Annotated in this window: 17 protein-coding genes, 2 tRNA genes and 1 pseudogene; 12 read left to right on the forward strand and 8 right to left on the reverse strand. The window is 64.5% G+C overall.

What is annotated here, in order from left to right; genetic code table 11:
• The coding region (gene ilvN, locus WAN02_RS03630; RefSeq protein ID WP_422262819.1) for an acetolactate synthase small subunit at positions 1-257 on the forward strand (257 nt) is incomplete at its 5' end.
• A gap of 73 nt (positions 258-330) precedes the next feature.
• Complete coding sequence (ilvC, locus tag WAN02_RS03635) at positions 331-1,332, forward strand: ketol-acid reductoisomerase (protein ID WP_422262820.1); 1,002 nt, start codon at positions 331-333, stop codon at positions 1,330-1,332.
• Between the two features lie 73 nt (positions 1,333-1,405).
• Here ilvC and wrbA read toward each other — a convergent pair whose 3' ends face one another.
• Both wrbA and WAN02_RS03645 read right to left on the reverse strand, forming a co-directional pair.
• Positions 1,406-2,005 (reverse strand): NAD(P)H:quinone oxidoreductase, encoded by a 600-nt coding sequence (wrbA, locus tag WAN02_RS03640; protein ID WP_422262821.1) that lies wholly within the window; start codon positions 2,003-2,005, stop codon positions 1,406-1,408.
• Positions 2,006-2,084: 79 nt separating this feature from the next.
• Positions 2,085-2,567: a DUF4262 domain-containing protein gene (locus WAN02_RS03645; RefSeq protein WP_422262822.1), complete on the reverse strand. Its 483-nt coding sequence runs from the start codon at positions 2,565-2,567 to the stop codon at positions 2,085-2,087.
• A gap of 195 nt (positions 2,568-2,762) precedes the next feature.
• Between WAN02_RS03645 and serA the strand changes: the two genes are divergently transcribed.
• Complete coding sequence (gene serA / locus WAN02_RS03650) at positions 2,763-4,349, forward strand: phosphoglycerate dehydrogenase (protein WP_422262823.1); 1,587 nt, start codon at positions 2,763-2,765, stop codon at positions 4,347-4,349.
• A complete protein-coding gene (locus WAN02_RS03655) occupies positions 4,346-5,356 on the forward strand; it encodes a 3-isopropylmalate dehydrogenase (protein ID WP_422262824.1) in 1,011 nt (336 codons plus the stop codon). Before serA ends, WAN02_RS03655 begins: the two co-directional genes overlap by 4 nt.
• A gap of 133 nt (positions 5,357-5,489) precedes the next feature.
• On the opposite strand, the pseudogene WAN02_RS03660 reads toward WAN02_RS03655, so the two are convergent.
• A pseudogene (locus tag WAN02_RS03660) lies at positions 5,490-6,566 on the reverse strand (MFS transporter); the annotation flags it as partial.
• A 150-nt stretch (positions 6,567-6,716) separates the two neighbouring features.
• Here WAN02_RS03660 and WAN02_RS03665 point away from each other — a divergent pair.
• The 4 genes from WAN02_RS03665 (at position 6,717) to WAN02_RS03680 (ending at position 9,625) form a co-directional block, all read left to right on the forward strand.
• Positions 6,717-7,496: a fumarylacetoacetate hydrolase family protein gene (locus WAN02_RS03665; RefSeq protein WP_422262825.1), complete on the forward strand. Its 780-nt coding sequence runs from the start codon at positions 6,717-6,719 to the stop codon at positions 7,494-7,496.
• 234 nt (positions 7,497-7,730) lie between these two features.
• Positions 7,731-7,802: transfer RNA gene (locus tag WAN02_RS03670), tRNA-Gln, on the forward strand.
• A 197-nt stretch (positions 7,803-7,999) separates the two neighbouring features.
• Entirely contained in the window at positions 8,000-9,331 is a 1,332-nt protein-coding gene (locus tag WAN02_RS03675; protein ID WP_422262826.1) for a cytochrome P450, read from the forward strand.
• Between the two features lie 221 nt (positions 9,332-9,552).
• Positions 9,553-9,625, forward strand: a tRNA-Glu gene (locus tag WAN02_RS03680).
• Positions 9,626-9,658: 33 nt separating this feature from the next.
• Here WAN02_RS03680 and WAN02_RS03685 read toward each other — a convergent pair.
• Positions 9,659-10,159, reverse strand: coding sequence for a PPOX class F420-dependent oxidoreductase (locus tag WAN02_RS03685; RefSeq protein WP_422262827.1), 501 nt, complete (start codon positions 10,157-10,159; stop codon positions 9,659-9,661).
• 57 nt (positions 10,160-10,216) lie between these two features.
• Positions 10,217-10,918: an IclR family transcriptional regulator gene (locus WAN02_RS03690; RefSeq protein ID WP_422262828.1), complete on the reverse strand. Its 702-nt coding sequence runs from the start codon at positions 10,916-10,918 to the stop codon at positions 10,217-10,219.
• A 93-nt stretch (positions 10,919-11,011) separates the two neighbouring features.
• Between WAN02_RS03690 and leuC the strand changes: the two genes are divergently transcribed.
• The 3 genes from leuC to WAN02_RS03705 all read left to right on the forward strand — a co-directional run bounded on the left by leuC (position 11,012) and on the right by WAN02_RS03705 (position 13,826).
• Positions 11,012-12,403: a 3-isopropylmalate dehydratase large subunit gene (leuC, locus tag WAN02_RS03695; RefSeq protein ID WP_422262846.1), complete on the forward strand. Its 1,392-nt coding sequence runs from the start codon at positions 11,012-11,014 to the stop codon at positions 12,401-12,403.
• A gap of 17 nt (positions 12,404-12,420) precedes the next feature.
• Positions 12,421-13,017: a 3-isopropylmalate dehydratase small subunit gene (gene leuD, locus WAN02_RS03700; RefSeq protein ID WP_422262829.1), complete on the forward strand. Its 597-nt coding sequence runs from the start codon at positions 12,421-12,423 to the stop codon at positions 13,015-13,017.
• Positions 13,018-13,217: 200 nt separating this feature from the next.
• Complete coding sequence (locus WAN02_RS03705; RefSeq protein WP_422262830.1) at positions 13,218-13,826, forward strand: HU family DNA-binding protein; 609 nt, start codon at positions 13,218-13,220, stop codon at positions 13,824-13,826.
• Positions 13,827-13,896: 70 nt separating this feature from the next.
• Here the strand turns inward: WAN02_RS03705 and WAN02_RS03710 are convergent, their stop codons facing one another.
• From WAN02_RS03710 to cofC, 3 genes are all read right to left on the reverse strand, one after another.
• Positions 13,897-14,817, reverse strand: coding sequence for an NUDIX hydrolase (locus WAN02_RS03710; protein ID WP_422262831.1), 921 nt, complete (start codon positions 14,815-14,817; stop codon positions 13,897-13,899).
• A gap of 59 nt (positions 14,818-14,876) precedes the next feature.
• Entirely contained in the window at positions 14,877-17,069 is a 2,193-nt protein-coding gene (locus WAN02_RS03715) for an RNA degradosome polyphosphate kinase (protein WP_422262832.1), read from the reverse strand.
• A 72-nt stretch (positions 17,070-17,141) separates the two neighbouring features.
• Positions 17,142-17,807: a 2-phospho-L-lactate guanylyltransferase gene (gene cofC / locus WAN02_RS03720; protein WP_422262833.1), complete on the reverse strand. Its 666-nt coding sequence runs from the start codon at positions 17,805-17,807 to the stop codon at positions 17,142-17,144.
• A gap of 172 nt (positions 17,808-17,979) precedes the next feature.
• On the opposite strand from cofC, the gene WAN02_RS03725 reads away from it, so the two are divergent.
• Positions 17,980-18,981, forward strand: coding sequence for an NAD(P)H-dependent glycerol-3-phosphate dehydrogenase (locus WAN02_RS03725; RefSeq protein WP_422262834.1), 1,002 nt, complete (start codon positions 17,980-17,982; stop codon positions 18,979-18,981).
• Positions 18,982-19,029: the final 48 nt, after the last annotated feature.

Consider the following 19,029-nt stretch of genomic DNA (forward strand, 5'->3'; position numbering starts at 1 on the left):
CGGTGTCTCGTGAGCTGGCGTTGATCAAAGTCCGCGCCGACGCCGGATCCCGCAGCCAGGTCATCGAAGCGGTGAACCTGTTCCGCGGCAAGGTGATTGATGTGTCGCCGGAATCGCTGACCATCGAGGCCACCGGCGACCGCGGCAAGCTCGAAGCGCTGCTCAAGGTCCTCGAGCCGTTCGGCATCCGCGAAATCGCCCAATCGGGCGTGGTTTCACTTACCCGGGGGCCACGCGATATCGGTACCGCCAAATAACCACATCAATTCGAAATCCAGATCAGAACCGCAGAAGCTAGAAAGAAGAAGGGACATTCAGGTGGCTTTGGAGATGTTTTACGACGATGATGCGGACCTGTCGATCATTCAGGGCCGCAAGGTCGGTGTGATCGGCTACGGCAGCCAGGGGCACGCGCACTCACTGAGCCTGCGCGACTCCGGAGTTCAGGTGCGGGTTGGGCTCAAGGAGGGCTCTAAGTCGCGGGTCAAGGTCGAGGAGCAGGGCCTGACCGTCGACACCCCGGCCCAGGTGGCCAAGTGGGCCGACGTGATCATGCTGCTGGCGCCCGACACCGCGCAGGCCGACATCTTCAAGAACGACATCGAACCCAACCTGAAGGATGGCGATGCGTTGTTCTTCGGACACGGGCTCAACATCCACTTCGATCTGATCAAGCCGCCGGCCAACATCACCATCGCGATGGTGGCGCCGAAAGGCCCGGGGCACTTGGTGCGTCGTCAATTCGTCGATGGCAAGGGTGTTCCCGCGCTGATCGCCGTCGACCAGGACCCCAATGGCAACGGCGAGGCGCTGGCGTTGTCCTACGCCAAGGCCATCGGCGGCACCCGCGCCGGCGTCATCAAGACCACCTTCAAAGACGAGACCGAAACCGACCTGTTCGGTGAGCAGGCCGTGTTGTGCGGTGGCACAGAGGAATTGGTGAAGACCGGTTTCGACGTGATGGTCGAGGCGGGCTATCCGCCGGAGATGGCCTACTTCGAGGTGCTGCACGAGCTCAAGCTGATCGTCGACCTGATGTACGAGGGCGGCATCGCGCGAATGAACTACTCGGTGTCCGACACCGCCGAATTCGGCGGCTACCTGTCGGGCCCACGCGTCATCGACGCCGACACCAAAGAGCGCATGCGCGCCATCCTGCGCGACATCCAGGACGGCTCCTTCACCAAGAAGTTGGTCGCCAACGTCGAGGGCGGCAACAAGGAGCTCGAGGGTCTGCGCAAGGAGAACGCCGAGCACCCGATCGAGGTCACCGGTAAGAAGCTGCGCGACCTGATGAGCTGGGTGGATCGCCCGATCACCGAGACCGCCTAGCCATTGCTTCGTCGAGATCGACGTTAGCGTGACAAATTTCGGCGTGTCGTCACGCTAACGTCGATTTCGCTGTCTAGGCCGTCAGCTGGCCCGCCACAGTCACGACCCGGCGGGCCAGGTGGTCGAGGGCGGCGTTGGTCGCGTCGTCGATCTCGCTGATGTTGTCGTGGGTGGCGACCAGGCTGGCCCCATACGGGTTGCCGTCGACGAATTTGCACGGGTCGGTGTATCCGGGCGGCACGATGATGCCGCCCCAATGGATCAGCGTGATGTACAGCGACAGCAGTGTCGTCTCCTGGCCGCCGTGCGCGGTGTTGGAGGACGTGTAGCCCGCGTACACCTTGTCGGCCAACTTGCCGTCGGCCCAGAGCCCGCCCAGCGAATCGATGAACGTGCGCAATTGGGCTGCGGGCGAGCCGAATCGCGTGGGCGTCCCGAAGATCACCGCATCGGCCCAGACGATGTCGTCGCCGGTGGCAGCGGGAAGATCCTTGGTGGCCTCATAATTGGCGGTCCACGCCGGGTTCTGGGCGAACGACGCCGGATCGTGCGTCTCGGCGACGTGCCGCAAGCGGACTTCGGCACCCGCCGACTCGGCTGCCGCCGCGACGCGCTTGGCCATCGTCGTTCCATGGCCGGTGGTGGAGTAGTAGATGATCGCCAGCTTTGTCACTGGGTCATAGTAAGCAGGAATGCTGCCTCTGAGGCACCGAGATCGACGCTAGCGTGGACCTTTTCGGCGTGTCGTCGCGCTAGCGTCGATCTCGCTCGTCGGGTGGGTCGACTCGAATGCCAAACACCGGTTGCCGCACGTCACCATTGCTGAATTCCGCGCACCACGGAACGTGTCCGTCGGCGTCGCGCCAGACCAACTGCAGGGCCCGCAGCTCAGGGCCGTAAATCGAGAACGCGAATTTCAAGTGGGCGATCGGGTGCTGCACCTGGACGAAATCGAGCAGGAGCTCACCGCCGATCAACATCCGCTCGCCCGGTACCGGCCGTCCGCCCTTGAGGAGATACTCGGCGACGGTGTTGAGCACAAGGTTCGCCCGCTCCGGTGGCATGCCCGTCACCAACAGCTCGGGCAGGCCGCGCTCATGTAAACCGATCGTGTAGGCGAACGGCTGGCGGCCCTGGATGAACAGCACGGTCCAACCGTTCTCTTTGACCCTCTCGTAGATCAGTTCCAGCCACTCATTGATGGTTGCCTCGGGGTGATCGCATTTCCAGCACATCGGTGCTCCTCCTGTCGTCGCGCTTACCGACAGGTTCCACCAGGGCACTGACACGCGGAGCACCCGCACCGAACGTGCACTCAGGGCGAAATTTTGGCGATTTTCTCGCACTGAATGCACGTTCGACGCTGATAGTGGGTCCAATCGGCGACCGTGGCGTAAGGCGGCCAGTTGCGCACCATTAGGCTGGCTCGCGTGAGCCTGCCTGTTGTTCTCATCGCTGACAAACTTGCCGAATCAACCGTCGAAGCCCTGGGCGACCAGGTCGAGGTGCGCTGGGTAGACGGCCCGGACCGGCCGAAGCTGCTCGCGGCGGTACCCGAAGCCGACGCGCTGCTGGTCCGCTCCGCGACCACCGTCGACGCCGAGGTGCTCGACGCCGCGCCGAAACTGAAGATCGTCGCCCGCGCCGGCGTCGGGCTGGACAACGTCGACGTCAAGACCGCCACCGAACGCGGTGTCCTGGTGGTCAACGCGCCGACGTCGAACATCCACAGCGCTGCCGAGCACGCCTTGGCGTTGCTGCTGTCGGCCGCCCGCCAAATCCCCGCGGCCGACGCCACGTTGCGCGAGCACGCCTGGAAGCGCTCGTCGTTCTCGGGCACCGAGATCTTCGGCAAGACCGTCGGAGTGGTCGGGCTCGGCCGGATCGGGCAGCTGGTCGCGCAGCGGTTGGCCGCGTTCGAGGCCCACATCGTGGCCTACGACCCGTACGTGTCGGCGGCGCGCGCGGCTCAACTCGGCATCGAGTTGCTGTCGCTGGACGAGCTGCTCGGCCGCGCCGACTTCATCTCTGTGCACTTGCCGAAAACGCCTGAGACGGCGGGGCTGATCGACAAAGAGGCGTTGGCGAGGACCAAGCCCGGCGTGATCATCGTCAACGCCGCCCGCGGCGGGCTGATCGATGAGGCTGCCCTGGCCGATGCCATCTCCAGTGGGCATGTTCGCGCTGCCGGTCTCGACGTGTTCTCCAAAGAGCCATGCACCGACAGCCCGCTGTTCGAGCTCGCGCAGGTAGTGGTGACTCCGCACCTGGGTGCATCGACCGAAGAGGCCCAGGATCGGGCCGGCACCGACGTGGCGGCCAGCGTGAAGCTCGCGCTGGCGGGGGAGTTCGTCCCCGACGCGGTCAACGTCGGCGGCGGCGTCGTCAACGAAGAGGTGGCACCGTGGCTGGATCTGGTGCGCAAGCTCGGGCTGCTGGCCGGCGCGCTCAGCGAGGAATTGCCGACATCGCTGTCGGTGCAGGTACGCGGTGAGCTGGCCGGCGAAGATGTTGAGGTGCTTCGACTTTCGGCCTTGCGCGGCTTGTTCTCTGCCGTGATCGAGGACCAGGTGACGTTCGTCAACGCCCCGGCGATCGCCGAGGAGCGTGGCGTTGCCGCCGACATCAGCACCGCCACCGAAAGCCCCAACCACCGCAGCGTTGTCGATGTTCGCGCCGTGGCCGCCGACGGTTCGGTCGTCAACGTGGCCGGCGCGCTGTCGGGTCCGCAGCAGGTCGAGAAGATCGTGCAGATCAACGGCCGCAACTTCGATCTGCGAGCTCAGGGCATCTACCTCGTCATCAACTACGCCGATCAGCCTGGGGCGCTGGGCAAGATCGGCACGCTGCTGGGTACCGCAGGGGTCAACATCCAGGCCGCCCAACTCTCCGAGGATGCCGAAGGACCCGGTGCGACGATCCTGCTGCGACTGGACCGCGATGTCCCCGCCGAGGTTCGCGCCGAGATTCGCTCCGCGGTGGCGGCCAACAAGCTCGAAGTGGTTGACCTGTCGTGAAGCTCGCGGTAATCCCGGGTGACGGGATCGGGCCGGAGGTTGTCGCCGAAGCGGTGAAGATTCTCGACACCGTGTTGCCCGGCGTTGAGAAGACGCATTATGACTTGGGCGCCAAGCGATTCCACGCTACCGGCGAGGTCCTGCCCGAGACCGCCGTCGCGGAACTGCGGGCCCACGACGCAATCCTGTTGGGCGCGATCGGTGATCCGTCGGTGCCCAGCGGTGTGCTGGAGCGAGGTCTGCTGCTACGCCTGCGATTCGAGCTGGACCACCATGTGAATCTGCGACCGGGCCGGCTGTATCCGGGCGTCAGCAGCCCGCTGGCGGGTAACCCGGACATCGATTTCGTGGTGGTCCGCGAGGGCACCGAGGGTCCGTACACCGGAACTGGCGGAGCGATCCGCGTCGGGACCACCCATGAAGTGGCCACCGAGGTCAGCATCAACACGGCGTTCGGCGTTCGCCGCGTCGTAGAAGACGCGTTCGGCCGCGCTCAGCAGCGTCGCAAACATCTGACGTTGGTGCACAAGACGAATGTGCTGACCTTCGCCGGATCCCTGTGGTCACGGACCGTGCAGGAGGTCGGCGAGAAGTACCCGGATGTCGAGGTGGCCTATCAACACGTCGACGCCGCGACCATCCACCTGGTCACCGACCCCGGGCGCTTCGACGTCATCGTCACCGACAACCTGTTCGGCGACATCATCACCGACCTGGCCGCCGCGGTCTGCGGCGGTATCGGCTTGGCCGCCAGCGGAAATATCGACGCCACCCGGACCAACCCGTCGATGTTCGAACCGGTGCACGGCAGCGCACCCGACATCGCCGGTCAGGGGATCGCGGATCCGACCGCCGCGATCATGTCGGTGGCGCTGCTGCTTTCCCACGTCGGCGAAGACGCTGCCGCCGCGCGAGTGGACCGGGCCGTGGCGTCCCATCTGGCCAGTCGCCCGACCGGAAAGATATCCACCGCCGAAGTCGGCGAAAGGATAGCGTCCGCGCTCTAGTTTCCAGGCCGGGCGGCAACGTCTTGGCCGGCACGATCGGCACCGCCAGTAGCGGGAACAGCCCGCAGATGAGAAATGCGGGCGGATAGCTGTGCTCGGCGATCAGCTCACCGAACACCGGCGGGGCGCCCGCTGCCATCAACCGTTGGTAGGTGTTCTGCAGGCCCAGCGAACGCCCACTCCAGAACGGTCCGGCGTACTCGGTGATCGCGGTGGATTCCAGCCCGTTGTCGAGCACCGCGACCACTGAGGCCGCGACCATCAGCGGCACGGCGATCGACGAGCGCAGATGGTCGGCGAGTGCCAGACCGGCGAGCACCAGGACCCCGACGACCGCCATGATGCGGACCGGACGCAACCGGGACCCAATCCGGTCGGACCATCGGCCGACCATGACGCGGCCCACCGCCCCCAGTAGCTGGGACAGCGTGACGAGGGCTCCTGCGGAGGCGATCGACCAGTGGTAGTTCGTGATCAGCCAGATCAGCATGAACGTGACGGTCACCGTCTGCGGCACCATCAGCAGCGCCGAGACGGCGTGGATGCGCCGCAGTACCCACGATCCGCGGTACGGGTTGGCCAGCTCCTCTTTGGTGGCCTCGTCCCATTCTTTGCGTGGCGGGTCGGTGATCGCCACGATGCTGAGCACCGCCGACACGGCGCACAGGATGGCCGGAAAGATCAGGGCCGCGGTCGCCGACTTGCTGCGCTCGGCGAGTTCGGGAATGACGAGGGCGCCCAAGGCAATTCCGAGCGGCTGCGCGGTCTGGCGGACGCCCATCGCCAGACCGCGTTGCTCGGGCGGGAACCATCCGGACACCAGCCGGCCGCCGGCGGAGTTGCAACTGGCGGCCGCCATGCCGCCGACGAACAGCAGAACGGCGAAAGACACCATCGTGTGGACCGTGGTTGCCGCGTACGCGGCGACCGCGGTCAGCGCGGATCCGACTGTCAGCACGATGCGTTCGCCGACCCGGTCGAGCAGGTAGCCCCACAGGATCAGCGTCGCCACCATGCCGAAGCTCGGCATCGACGACAACAACCCGGCTTCGGCCAGGGGGGTGCCGTGGTCTTCCTCCAGCGCGGGAATCAGGAAAGCGACGCCGTTGATGAAGATGAATGCGCTCGCGGTCACGAGAAGTGAGACGACGACGATTGACCAGCGTCGCCCCCCGCTGATTCCGACTGCGCCGGTGGGGTCCGTCGGCATCGATCCATGCTCGCACAGCCATGTGGTTGCTGGGGTCGAAGCGGCGACGGGCCCGGCTGCGCGGACCTCGATCGGCGCTCACTAGCTTTCGGTGGCGGCCCGCTGCGCCCGGCTTCGCCGCGCTTGCGACCGCTCACTAGGCTAAGGCAAATGCGCCTTGGTCGAATTGCCAGTCCCGATGGCGTCGCGTTCGTCTCCATCGAGGGCGAGCACGACGAGATGACCGCCCGCGAGATCGCCGAGCATCCGTTCGGTACGCCGACTTTCACGGGTCGGTCCTGGCCGCTGGCCGACGTGCGGTTGCTGGCCCCGATCCTGGCCAGCAAGGTGGTGTGCATCGGTAAGAACTACGCCGACCACATCGCCGAGATGGGCGGCGAGGCGCCGGCCGATCCGGTGATCTTCCTCAAACCCAACACCGCGATCGTCGGACCGAATGTGCCGATTCGGTTGCCGGTCAATGCATCGCCGGTGCATTTCGAGGGCGAGCTGGCGGCGGTGATCAGTCGGCCCTGTAAAGACGTGACGGCTGCGCGGGCGGCCGAGAGCATCCTCGGCTACACGATCGCCAACGATGTGTCCGCTCGCGATCAACAGAAGTCTGACGGCCAGTGGACACGCGCGAAAGGTCACGACACGTTCTGCCCGGTGGGGCCGTGGATCGTCACCGATGTCGACCCGGCCGATCTCGAGCTGCGCACCGAGGTCAACGGCGAGGTTAAACAGGACAGTCGCACCTCGCTGATGATCCACGACGTCGGTGCCATCGTGGAATGGATCTCAGCGGTGATGACGCTGTTGCCCGGTGATCTCATTCTGACCGGCACACCCGCCGGCGTGGGACCCATCGAAGATGGCGACACGGTCAACATCAGCATCTCGGGAATCGGGATGCTGTCGAATCCCGTTGTGCGCAGGCAAGATTCGTAGCAGCACATCCGTCGGAAGTCGGAGTTGCGGAATGTGAGCCGCAGCCATCCGGATCAACGACAGCGGGCATCGCGTGGGCCGGCTGCGTCGCGATGGCGATGGGCTCGGGCGCTGGTGAGATGTGCGGGGTTTGTTTGGTAGTCTGCTCGTCGGCCCATCACGGCTGGCAGCAGTGTCCGCACGACCGCGCTTGGTCGGCAGACAAGCCTCTGACCAGCAGTTTTAGGCAGCCAATGGGGTATGGTGTAATTGGCAACACAGCTGATTCTGGTTCAGCCATTCTAGGTTCGAGTCCTGGTACCCCAGCGCAAACCTCTCGGACCTATCCGACTGTCTTCTTCGTCCAATTCATCGACCGAATCCGGCCGTTCGGACGTCGACTGGGCTGAGACGCCTACACTCACAATCGTCGCACCGGACCCTCCGGGGATCGCCCGGCCAGAGCCCTTCGACCGGTTACCCAGCCACCCCGACAGCCGTGCTACCAGAAGCAAGGAGTTGCGATGGCCACCGCATCATTCGATGACGCAGCACTGGACGTCGGCGAAGAAGACCTACCCCCAAGTAATGACGTCGCCGCAACCCGCCCGTATGACGAACCCGACATCTCCACCGACGAATTCTGGAACAAAGATTTCAGTGAGCAAGATGAGATCTTCGCCCGGTTACGTCAGCAGCGGCCGGTCAGCTGGCAGCGGCCGATCGAAACCGCCGTGTCCCCGGACCCGGACGACGTTGGTTTCTGGGCAGTGGTGCGCCACGGCGATATTGTTGAGGTCAGCCAGCGTAGCGATGTCTTCGTGTCGCGCTACGGCGTGCATTTTGATCAGCTTCCGCGGGAACACCAGGAGCTGGCCCAATCGTTTTTGGCCATGGACGATCCCCAACACAACAGGCTGCGCCGGCTGGTCGCATCGACGTTCACGCCGCGTCAGATCCGGCGCATCGACGATGACATCGCCTCGCGGGCCCGCCGGATTGTGGCTGCTGCCGCCGAAAAAGACGCCGCGGGAGAATCAGTCGACTTCGTCACCGATATCTCCAAGCACCTGCCCATCCAAATGTTCGGCGACATGTTCGGTGTGCCCGCGGAGTTTCGGCCTGCGGTGGCGCACGCCGCCGACGAACTCGTGGCGTGGGCCGACCCGGAATTGCTCGCCGGACGCGATGCCGGCGAGGTGAATGTTGCTGCGGTGCTGGCTATCCGCGCGATCGCTGAGGAACTGGCCGCGCAGCGACGTAAAGAGCCGGAGAGCGACTTGTTGACCAGTTTGGTGCAGGCCGAGGTAGACGGCGAAAAACTCACCGACAGCGAGATCGCGGCAATCATGGTGTTGTTCTCGGTCGCGGCCACCGACACGACACGTCACACGGCCAGTTTTGCGGTCAAGGCGCTCACCGACTTTCCCGATCAGCGCCGATGGTTGTGGGACGACTTCGAAGACCGCATCGGTGGTGCAGTCGAGGAGTTTCTGCGCTGGGCATCGGTGGTGTTGACGTTCCGGCGCACGGCGGTTGCCGAATATGAGCTCGGCGGACAACGCATCCTGCCCGGCGACAAGGTCGTGCTGATGTATGCCTCCGGCAACCGCGACGCCGCGGTGTTTGATCCCGATACCCTCGATCTGGGGCGCCACCCCAACCGGCAGATCGCCTTCGGCGGTGGAGGTGTCCACTACTGCCTGGGTACCCATCTCGCCAAATCGATGCTGCGGTCACTGTTCCGCGAACTGCACCGGCAGATGCCCGACTTCATCGCCGGTGAGCCGAAGCTGATGAAAACCAACTTCATGCGAGGTGTGCTCAGTTTGCCGTTCGAACCCAACAGGCGGTAACGATCAGGCAGTTGCGTTCAGCTTAGGTGAAAAGGCGCTCTGAGCTGCACGGCTACCAGGGCGACAAGGCAGTTCGACGCCTCAAAACGAGGTAGATCACGGTGGGAAATCGCTAGGTTCGAGTCCTGGTACCCCAGCAGTATTTTTCCAATGTCGTTCCACCGCCTAGCGATTAGGTGGGCGTAGGGCAGTGAGCTATGCTGGCTGCTCGGATCGGTTCCGGCCCCGTCGTCTAGCGGCCTAGGACGCCGCCCTCTCACGGCGGTAGCGTGGGTTCGAATCCCATCGGGGCTACTCATCCACAAGCGAGCTGCGTGTCAGCTTCCGCTAGCTTGCGGCCGCGGCGGTTGAACCGCCGACCGGCATCGCCGGAATCCCAAGCTTGCGGTGATCCCACGAACGGCTGCGCTGGCTGACGATGCGCACGGCGACCCGCTTGTTCATCATCATGTCGACCGCGGGCTTCATCTCGTCGGTGTAGGGCCCGGTGTAGCGCTCCCACACGCTGACGCCAACCCGAAATATCGCGTCCGGATCGTCGACGATCTCGGCGACGCCTTCGAATGACACCCCGCGCAGGGTGTCGTAGGTGTCGCCGTCCTCGATCATGAAGCTCACCCGTGGATCACGCTTGAGGTTGACGGCCTTCTGTGACTTCTCTTTGGTCTCCAACCAGATCTCGCCGTCGACCACGCCGTACCACATCGCGGTCAAGTGCGGCTGCCCGTCGGCGCCGATCGTGGCCAGCGTGCCGGTGCGGCTACTGGTGACGAAGTCGGTGATCTCCGCCTCGGACATGACGATCTGCCCACGCTGCTTCGTTCCCATGGCGACAGTGTCTCAGGTCACGTATCTGCGCGTGCACGGCGGGCAATGCGGTGCGACTCACAACCGGCGAGTCAATGCGTCGGCGGCTGCCAGTAGGTCATCCGCCCAGCGCGCACCGGGCCGACGGCCCATCCGGTCGATCGGCCCGGACACCGAGATGGCAGCGATCACCGAACCGTGGGCGTCGCGCACTGGGGCCGATACGCTCGCCACTCCGGGCTCGCGTTCAGCCGCGCTTTGCGCCCAACCCCGTCGCCGTACCTCGGCCAGCACGCGGTCACTGAACTTCGCGTCGGGCAGCACCGCGGCACGGGTGGCGTCGTCGCCGTAGGCCAGCAGTACTTTGGCGCCCGAGCCGGCGGTCATCGGCAAGCGCGCACCGACCGGGACGGTATCGCGAAGTCCCGCAGGCGGTTCCATCGCAGCCACGCAGATTCGCGAGCTCCCTTCGCGCCGATAGAGCTGCACGCTCTCGCCGGTGATCTCGCGCAGTCGCGGCAACACCGCCGCGCTGGCCGCCAGTAGTGGGTCGTTGACCTGAGCCGCCAGTTCGCTGATCGCGGGACCCAGACGCCAACGGCCCTCGCTGTCGCGGGCCAGTAGCCGATGCGTTTCCAGGCCCGCGGCCAACCGGTGCGCGGTGGCCCTGGGCAATCCTGTGCGATCGCACAATTCGGCCAGCCCGCAGGGTGATTCCGCGATGGTGTGCAAAACACCCACGGCTTTGTCGAGAACGCCGATGCCGCTATCCTGTCTCACAGAGAGATACTAACGTCTCGCATAGTGAGATCGACGAATTAGGATGACCTCGTGACGAAAACTTCGGTCCACGACGCTGCGCGTCCGCGCACGATGGCGGAAAAGGTGTGGAACGACCACGTGGTGGCGTCGGGCGGCGACACCGAACCCGACCTGATCTACATCGATCTGCACCTGGTGCACGAAGTGACCAGCCCGCAGGCCTTTGACGGTCTGCGACTGGCCGACCGGCCGGTGCGGCGGCCCGATCTGACGCTGGCCACCGAAGACCACAACGTGCCGACGATCGACATCGACAAGCCGATCGCCGATCCGGTCTCGCGCATCCAGGTCGAGACGCTGCGCCGCAATTGCGACGAATTCGGCATCCGGCTCTACCCGATGGGCGACATCGAACAAGGCATCGTCCATGTCGTCGGTCCGCAACTGGGTCTGACCCAGCCGGGAATGACGATCGTCTGCGGTGACAGTCATACCTCCACCCACGGCGCATTCGGCGCACTGGCAATGGGAATCGGCACTTCTGAGGTCGAGCACGTGCTGGCTACCCAGACACTTCCGCTGCGGCCGTTCAAGACGATGGCCGTCAACGTAGACGGGAAACTTCCGGCCGGCGTGACCGCCAAGGACATCATCCTCGCGGTGATCGCAAAAATCGGAACCGGCGGCGGTCAGGGCCACGTCATCGAATACCGGGGCAGTGCCATCGAATCGCTGTCGATGGAGGCCCGGATGACGGTCTGCAACATGAGTATCGAAGCCGGGGCCAGGGCGGGCATGGTGGCACCGGATGCCACCACCTACGAATTTCTGCGCAGTCGCCCGCATGCTCCGACCGGTGCACAGTGGGATGCAGCGCAGGCCTATTGGGATCAGTTGCAAACCGACGACGGCGCCGAGTTCGACACCGAAGTCTATGTAGATGCCGCATCGTTGACCCCGTTCGTGACGTGGGGCACCAATCCCGGCCAAGGGGTGCCATTGGGTGCCTCGGTCCCGGATCCCGAGCTGATGACCGATGACAACGCGCGGCAGGCGGCTGAGAAAGCGCTGGCGTACATGGACCTTCGCCCTGGACTCCCGATGCGCGAGATCGCGGTCGACACCGTGTTCGTCGGATCCTGCACCAACGGTCGCATCGAGGATCTGCGCGCGGTCGCTGACATATTGCGGGGCCGAAAGGTAGCCGACGGGGTCCGGATGCTGATCGTGCCGGGTTCGATGCGGGTGCGCGCGGAGGCCGAAAGCGAAGGGCTGGGCGAGATCTTCATCGCCGCAGGCGCCGAGTGGCGTCAGGCCGGCTGCTCGATGTGCTTGGGAATGAACCCCGACCAACTGGCACCGGGAGAGCGCTGCGCCGCAACCTCAAACCGCAATTTCGAAGGCCGCCAGGGCAAGGGCAGCCGTACGCATTTGGTGTCACCTGCGGTTGCCGCCGCCACCGCGGTGCGCGGGAAGCTCTCCGCCCCGGCCGACTTGAACTGAGGAGAGGGAGAACTCCAATGGACGCTTTTCATACCCACACAGGCATCGGAGTGCCACTGCGGCGGTCCAATGTCGACACCGATCAGATCATTCCCGCGGTCTATTTGAAGCGAGTGACCCGAACGGGTTTCGACGACGGATTGTTCGCCGCCTGGCGCAACGATCCGTCGTTTGTGCTCAATCTCAGCCCATTTGACAGAGGCTCAGTACTGGTCGCCGGACCCGATTTCGGCACCGGATCCTCGCGCGAGCACGCGGTGTGGGCGCTTATGGACTACGGCTTCCGGGTCGTGATCTCGTCGCGGTTCGGTGACATTTTTCGGGGCAATGCGGGGAAGGCGGGTCTGTTAGCGGCCGAAGTTGCTCAGGATGATGTCGAACTTCTTTGGAAGCTCATCGAGAGCAGCCCGGGGTTGGAAATCACTGTCAATCTTCAAGATCGGAATGTGTCGGCGGGAACGGTGGTGGTGCCGTTCAAGATTGACGATTACACCGCCTGGCGTCTGCTCGAAGGTCTTGACGACATAGCCCTTACGCTGCGGAAACAGGATCAGATCGAAGTCTTTGAGGCGGCTCGGCCGGACTGGAAACCGAAGACTTTGCCAACGGCCTAACGGCTCGATTGCGCCCGAATTCGAGGCGTCGCACGGCCGTATTTGACGGCATCGCCACCTCCCAAGCGCGGCAAGCGGATTCCTAAAAAGTTCGCCAGGAACCATTGAAATTGCGCGTGGCTCTTGGAAATCAGGCACCTGAGGGTTTACCGTGTCCTCTAGTCGGTCCAATCGAGGGCCACTAGCTTCGGAGGATTTGCATGAACAAAGCAGAGCTCATCGATGTACTCACAGACAAATTGGGCTCAGACCGTCGGCACGCAACCGCGGCCGTCGAGAATGTCGTCGACACGATTGTGCGCGCAGTGCACAAGGGCGACAGCGTCACCATTACTGGGTTCGGTGTTTTCGAGCAGCGGCGCCGCGCGGCCCGCGTAGCCCGTAACCCCCGCACCGGCGAGACGGTAAAGGTGAAGCCGACCTCTGTGCCGGCCTTCCGGCCCGGCGCGCAATTCAAAGCGGTTGTTTCTGGCTCGCAACGGCTCCCGGCGGAAGGACCAGCAGTGAAACGTGGTGTTGTCGCAAGCGGTGGGGTCAAGAAGGCGGCGAAGAAAGCGCCCGCCAAGAAGGCAGCCGCCAAGAAGGTCGTGAAGAAGGCTCCGGCCAAGAAGGCAGCCGTCAAGAAGGTTGTGAAGAAGGCTCCGGCCAAGAAGGCAGCCGTCCAGAAGGTTGTGAAGAAGGCTCCGGCCCGCAAAGCAGCCGTCAAGAAGGTTGTGAAGAAAGCTCCGGCCAAGAAAGCCGCAACCAAGCGCGCTCCGGCCAAGAAGGCTCCGGCCAAGAAGGCCACAGCCCGTCGCGGCCGTCGCTAGACACAAACCGCGTCAAACGCAGATTCGCCGCGGAACCGGCTCTTGAGCCGCTCCGCGGCGAATTTGCGTGTCATGTAACTATGTTGGCGGCCAATGCACTGCCGATGTGATCGGCGGCGATCAGGCGGCCCTCTGCCAGCGACAGCACCCAGGTGCTGCCCTTGCGGTTGCGGGACTTATCCGGGCGGACCCCGTCGCGCTCACACCACCATGCGATCAGGTCCGGAATCACCTTGCCCTGTGTGCAAATCACCGGTGCACGGTGTGACCCGGCAATCTGCAGCACTCGCCGTCGACCGCGCTTGGGGTTGTCGGCGTAAGCCTCTTCGGTCAGTGTCGGCTCGTTGTTGATGGTGACGCCCAGCTCCTCGGCCAAGGGCTCCACCGTTTGGTGGCATCGCACCCGATCCGCGGCATAGACATCGGATGCGCCGAAGGACGACAGCTGCGCGACAAGTGCCTCAGCCTGCGCTCGGCCCTTCTTGTCCAGCGGCCGTATTTTGTCGTCACCGGAGAATCGGGACTTGCTGCCTGCGGTGCCGTGCCGGACTATCAGAACCGATTGAGTATCCGCCGGTTGTTTGGCCCAACGACGCAATACCTTTCGGTCGTAGGCGTATGACACCTTTTTGATCGCGGCGGGGGCGGCCAGCCAGAGTAGGTCGTCGACTTCACCGTTCGGAGCGAAACTGCCGCCGAGGCTACGTGCCGACCAATACTGCACTTTTTTCGTGCGCTGCTCGATCGGATAGCTCACCGTCGCAATTCGGCGGCCCAGCTCTACGTGGTGCCCAGTCTCCTCGAGTACCTCACGTACTGCGGTCACCGGCTCGGTCTCGCCGGGATCGACCTTTCCCTTGGGCAGCGACCAGTCGTCATATCGCGGACGGTGAATCACTGCGATATCTGCGGCGGACTCGCGGTACCCGGGACGCCACAGCACACCGCCCGCGGCGAGAACGATCTTACTCGACGACGACTGTGTCGACACCTGAACTCCTGCAAGTCAATTCGGGCCCGTATGGACCCTGTGGCCAGAAGTTTGAGGGTTTAGCTGCGGTGCTGCTCCATCAGCGACACCTGGTGGTCGCGAACCTTGTGGCCGGCTCGGGGCATCGCTGTCCACTGCCCGTCCGGCCCCAATTCCCAGCTGCGTGTCGAGGGATCGAGCGCCGATTCGAAGAGGTCGTTTAGTTGCCCGGTCAGGCGGGGATCCTTGACCTGAACCAGCACCTCGACGCGGCGATCCAGGTTGCGGTGCATCATGTCGGCGCTGCCGATCCAGTATTCATTGATCGCGCGGAAATCGAAGATCCGCGAGTGCTCTAGATATTGTCCGAGAATCGAGCGCACGGTGATGTTTTCGGAGAAGCCCTCGACCCCGGGGCGCAGGGCGCAGATTCCACGCACCACGATCTCGACGCGTACCCCGCCTTGCGACGCGCGATAGAGCGCATCGATGACCCCTTCGTCGACAAGGGAGTTCATCTTGAGCCGGATGTGCCCGTTTCCGCTTTCCTGATGCGCGGCGATCTCCCGGTTGACGCGTTCGACGATGCCTGCCCGGATGCTGTGCGGCGCGACCAAAAGATTGCGGTAGCTCAGCTTGCGTGAATAGCCCGTCAACGTGTTGAACAGATCGGTCAGGTCGGCGCCGATGTCGGGATCGGCGGTCAGCAGGCCAAGGTCTTCGTAGAGGCGAGCGGTTTTGCTGTTGTAGTTGCCGGTCCCGATGTGGCAGTAGCGCCGGATCGTGGAGCCCTCGCGGCGAACCACCAGGCACGTTTTGCAGTGCGTTTTAAGGCCGAGGAGGCCGTAAACCACGTGTACCCCCGCCTGCTCCAGTGCTCGCGCCCACCGAATGTTGGCTTGTTCGTCAAACCGTGCCTTGATTTCGACCAGCGCCACGACTTGCTTTCCGGCAGCGGCGGCTTCGATCAGGGCCCGCACGATCGGCGAGTCACCCGACGTGCGGTACAGCGTCTGTTTAATCGCCAGCACGTTGGGGTCGGCGGCGGCCAATTCGATGAATCGTTGTGTGCTCGTGGAGAACGATTCGTAAGGGTGATGCACCAACACGTCACCCTCGCGCAGCGTCGCGAAAATGCTCTTCGGCGTTTCGCGGTCAGCGAACGCGGGGCTGGTCGCGGGAACGAATGCGGGATCCTTCAGATCGGGCCGGTCGACACCGTAAATCTGCCACAGCGACGAAAGATCAAGCAGGCCCGGCACTTGGATCACATCGCCGGGATGCACGTCGAGTTCGCGCAGCAGCAGCTCCAGCATGTGCTCGGTCATGTCGTCGGCCACCTCGAGGCGCACCGGCGACCCGAACCTCCGACGGGCCAGCTCGCGTTCCAGCGCCTGTAGCAGGTCTTCGTCGCGATCTTCGTCGACCTCGTAGTCAGCGTTGCGGGTCACCCGGAATGCGTGGTGTTCAACGATTTCCAAGCCCGGGAACAGCGCGGGCAGGAAGGCCGCGATCAACTCCTCCATCGGCAGGAAGCGGACTTCTTTCTTCCGCGACGACTCGTCTGCTCCACCACGCTCGTCGAGTTCGACGAATCGATCGACGTTGTCTGGCACCTTGACTCGGGCGAAATGCTGACCGCTGTCGTCGGGCAGCTTGACGGTGACCGCGAGGTTCAGGCTCAGGCCGCTGACGAACGGGAACGGGTGTGCGGGATCCACGGCCAGTGGAGTCAGGACCGGGAAGACCTGCTCAGTGAAGTACGTCGACAGCCGGTCGCGTTCGTCCTGATCCAGGTCCGCCCACGTGACAATGTGAATACCTTCGCCGGCCAGCTCGGGCTCCACCGAGTTCAGAAAAACCTCTGCGTGTCGGGTGGCGATCTTCTGGGTCTGCTCGCCGATCCGGCGCAGTTGCTCGCGTGGGGTGAGTCCGTCCGCGGAGCGGACCGACAGGCCCATCTCGTCGCGCCGCTTCAGGCCGGCGACGCGCACCATGTAGAACTCGTCGAGGTTGGAGGCGAAGATCGCCAGGAACTTCGCCCGTTCCAACAGCGCCAGCGACGTGTCCTCCGCGAGCGCCAGGACGCGCGCGTTGAAGTCCAGCCAGCTCAATTCGCGGTTGAGATACCGGTCCCGGGGAAGCGGGTTGTCCACCGCCCTGGCTGTGGTGGCGGGCGGTGCTCCCGGCGCAGAATCTGCGGACTGCCACGTGGGCGTCTCGTCGCTGACTGTGGTGTCCGGGGCTTCGATGTCAGTCACTCTTGTGATCATTCCCCATTGGCGGGGGGTGCGGCCACCGACTAGGTGGCCAACATTTGCCGTTGAGGCGCTGTTTACCCATCGTTACCCCCGCTGAGGCGCCGACACTGCAACCGCCCGGGTCGTGGCAGGTCCCATTCCGAGACGACGGGCGACGGCCAGGTCGTCGGGTGTGTCGATGTCGCAACGAAGTCCGGGCCATGCACCGGTAAGTTCGATCGCACCCGAATGTCGGTGCTGTGCAGACGAATCCGGCCCGAACCGGGGGTCGAGTGTGGTTCCGAATGCGCACAGGGCCGCCGTACCGGTGCCGAGGCGATCGGCGACGAAACTACGCTCGTACCGGCGTGCCGCGGCAATCGCTTCGGCAAGTTCCTGCGTCTGCAACGCCGGCAGATCGCCTTGCAGCACAACGATGTTCGAGACCGACTGGGATACCACGCGTTCGGCGGCTGCGATCGCGTTGTTCAGCGGGTTCGAGTGGCCGTCCGGGGTCGGATCGGTGAGCACATCGGCGCCGAGTTCGGACGCGGCCGCGGCGGCCACGTCGTCGGGCGTGACGACGGTGATGCGGCGAACGGAACTCACCCTCGATGCGGCGGTGAGGGTGTCGACCAGCATTGCCAAAACGACGCTCTCCCGCGTCGACGCGGAGAAGATCGGCGCCAGCCGCGTCTTGGCGGCGGTCAGTCGCTTGACGGCGACGATCAAGCCGACGTCACCGTCGGCGTCGGCTTGACTGCGGCTCACGGAACCATCCTGCCAGTGCCGATCGCCGGGCTGAGCTACGCCTGATTGCCCACCCCGCCCCCGCAAGCGGGGAGGTGCCCCCACCTCAGGCCGTCTCGGCCTGCATCGTCGCTGGGCTACGGTGAAGCGCCGGGAGTTAGAGCACACTCACTAGACGGGACCGCGACAGACCATGGCCACCACGACAGCGGTAATGGGTGCCGGTGCCTGGGGCACGGCGCTCGCCAAACTGCTGGCCGACGCCGGTGGCGAGGTGACCCTCTGGGCGCGGCGTTCTGACGTCGCCGACGAGATCAACTCCAGTCGGTATAACCCTGGCTACCTGCCGGACGTGCAGTTGCCGGCCGGCATCCGGGCCACCGCTGATCCCGCCGAGGCTCTGCACGGTGTGACCACGGTGCTGCTGGCCGTGCCCGCGCAGACGATGCGGACCAACCTCGAGCAGTGGACGGGCCTGATCACCAAGGGCGCCACCCTGGTCAGCGCGGCCAAGGGCATCGAGTTGGGCACTCTGATGCGGATGAGCCAAGTCATCGTCGACGTCACGGGTGTCGATCCGTCGCAAGTCGGAGTGATCTCCGGTCCGAACCTCGCCAGCGAGATCACTGCCGGGCAACCCGCAGCCACCGTCATCGCCTGCAGCGATTCCGGTCGCGCGGTTGCCATGCAGCGCATGCTGAATGCCGGATTCTTCCGGCCCTACACCAATGCCGATGTCATCGGCACCGAAATCGGCGGCGCGTGCAAGAACGTCATCGCGCTGGCCTGCGGGATGGCGGCCGGGGTAGGCCTGGGCGAAAACACCGCAGCGGCGATCATCACCCGCGGTCTGGCCGAGATCATGCGGTTGGGTATCGCGGTCGGCGCCAAGGGCGCGACGCTGGCCGGCCTGGCCGGAGTGGGCGATCTGGTGGCTACCTGCACGTCGCCCCGGTCGCGCAATCGCAGTTTCGGCGAAAGTCTGGGGCGCGGCGAAACGCTGGAGTCCGCGCTGCGACAGCGCGGCGACCACGTCGTCGAAGGGGTGACTTCGTGCGAGTCGGTGCTGGCGCTGGCCTCTAGCTACGACGTCGAGATGCCCCTGACGGACGCGGTGGAACGGGTCTGCCACAAGGGGTTGTCGGTGGACCAGGCGGTGGTTGCCCTGCTGGGGCGCAGCACCAAGCCGGAATGAGCTTGTAACCAGCACCGCGACGCCAGACGGTAGCCTCTCTAGGTTGTG

Origin of the sequence: Mycobacterium sp., assembly GCF_049281135.1 — a bacterium.
Lineage (GTDB): Bacteria > Actinomycetota > Actinomycetes > Mycobacteriales > Mycobacteriaceae > Mycobacterium.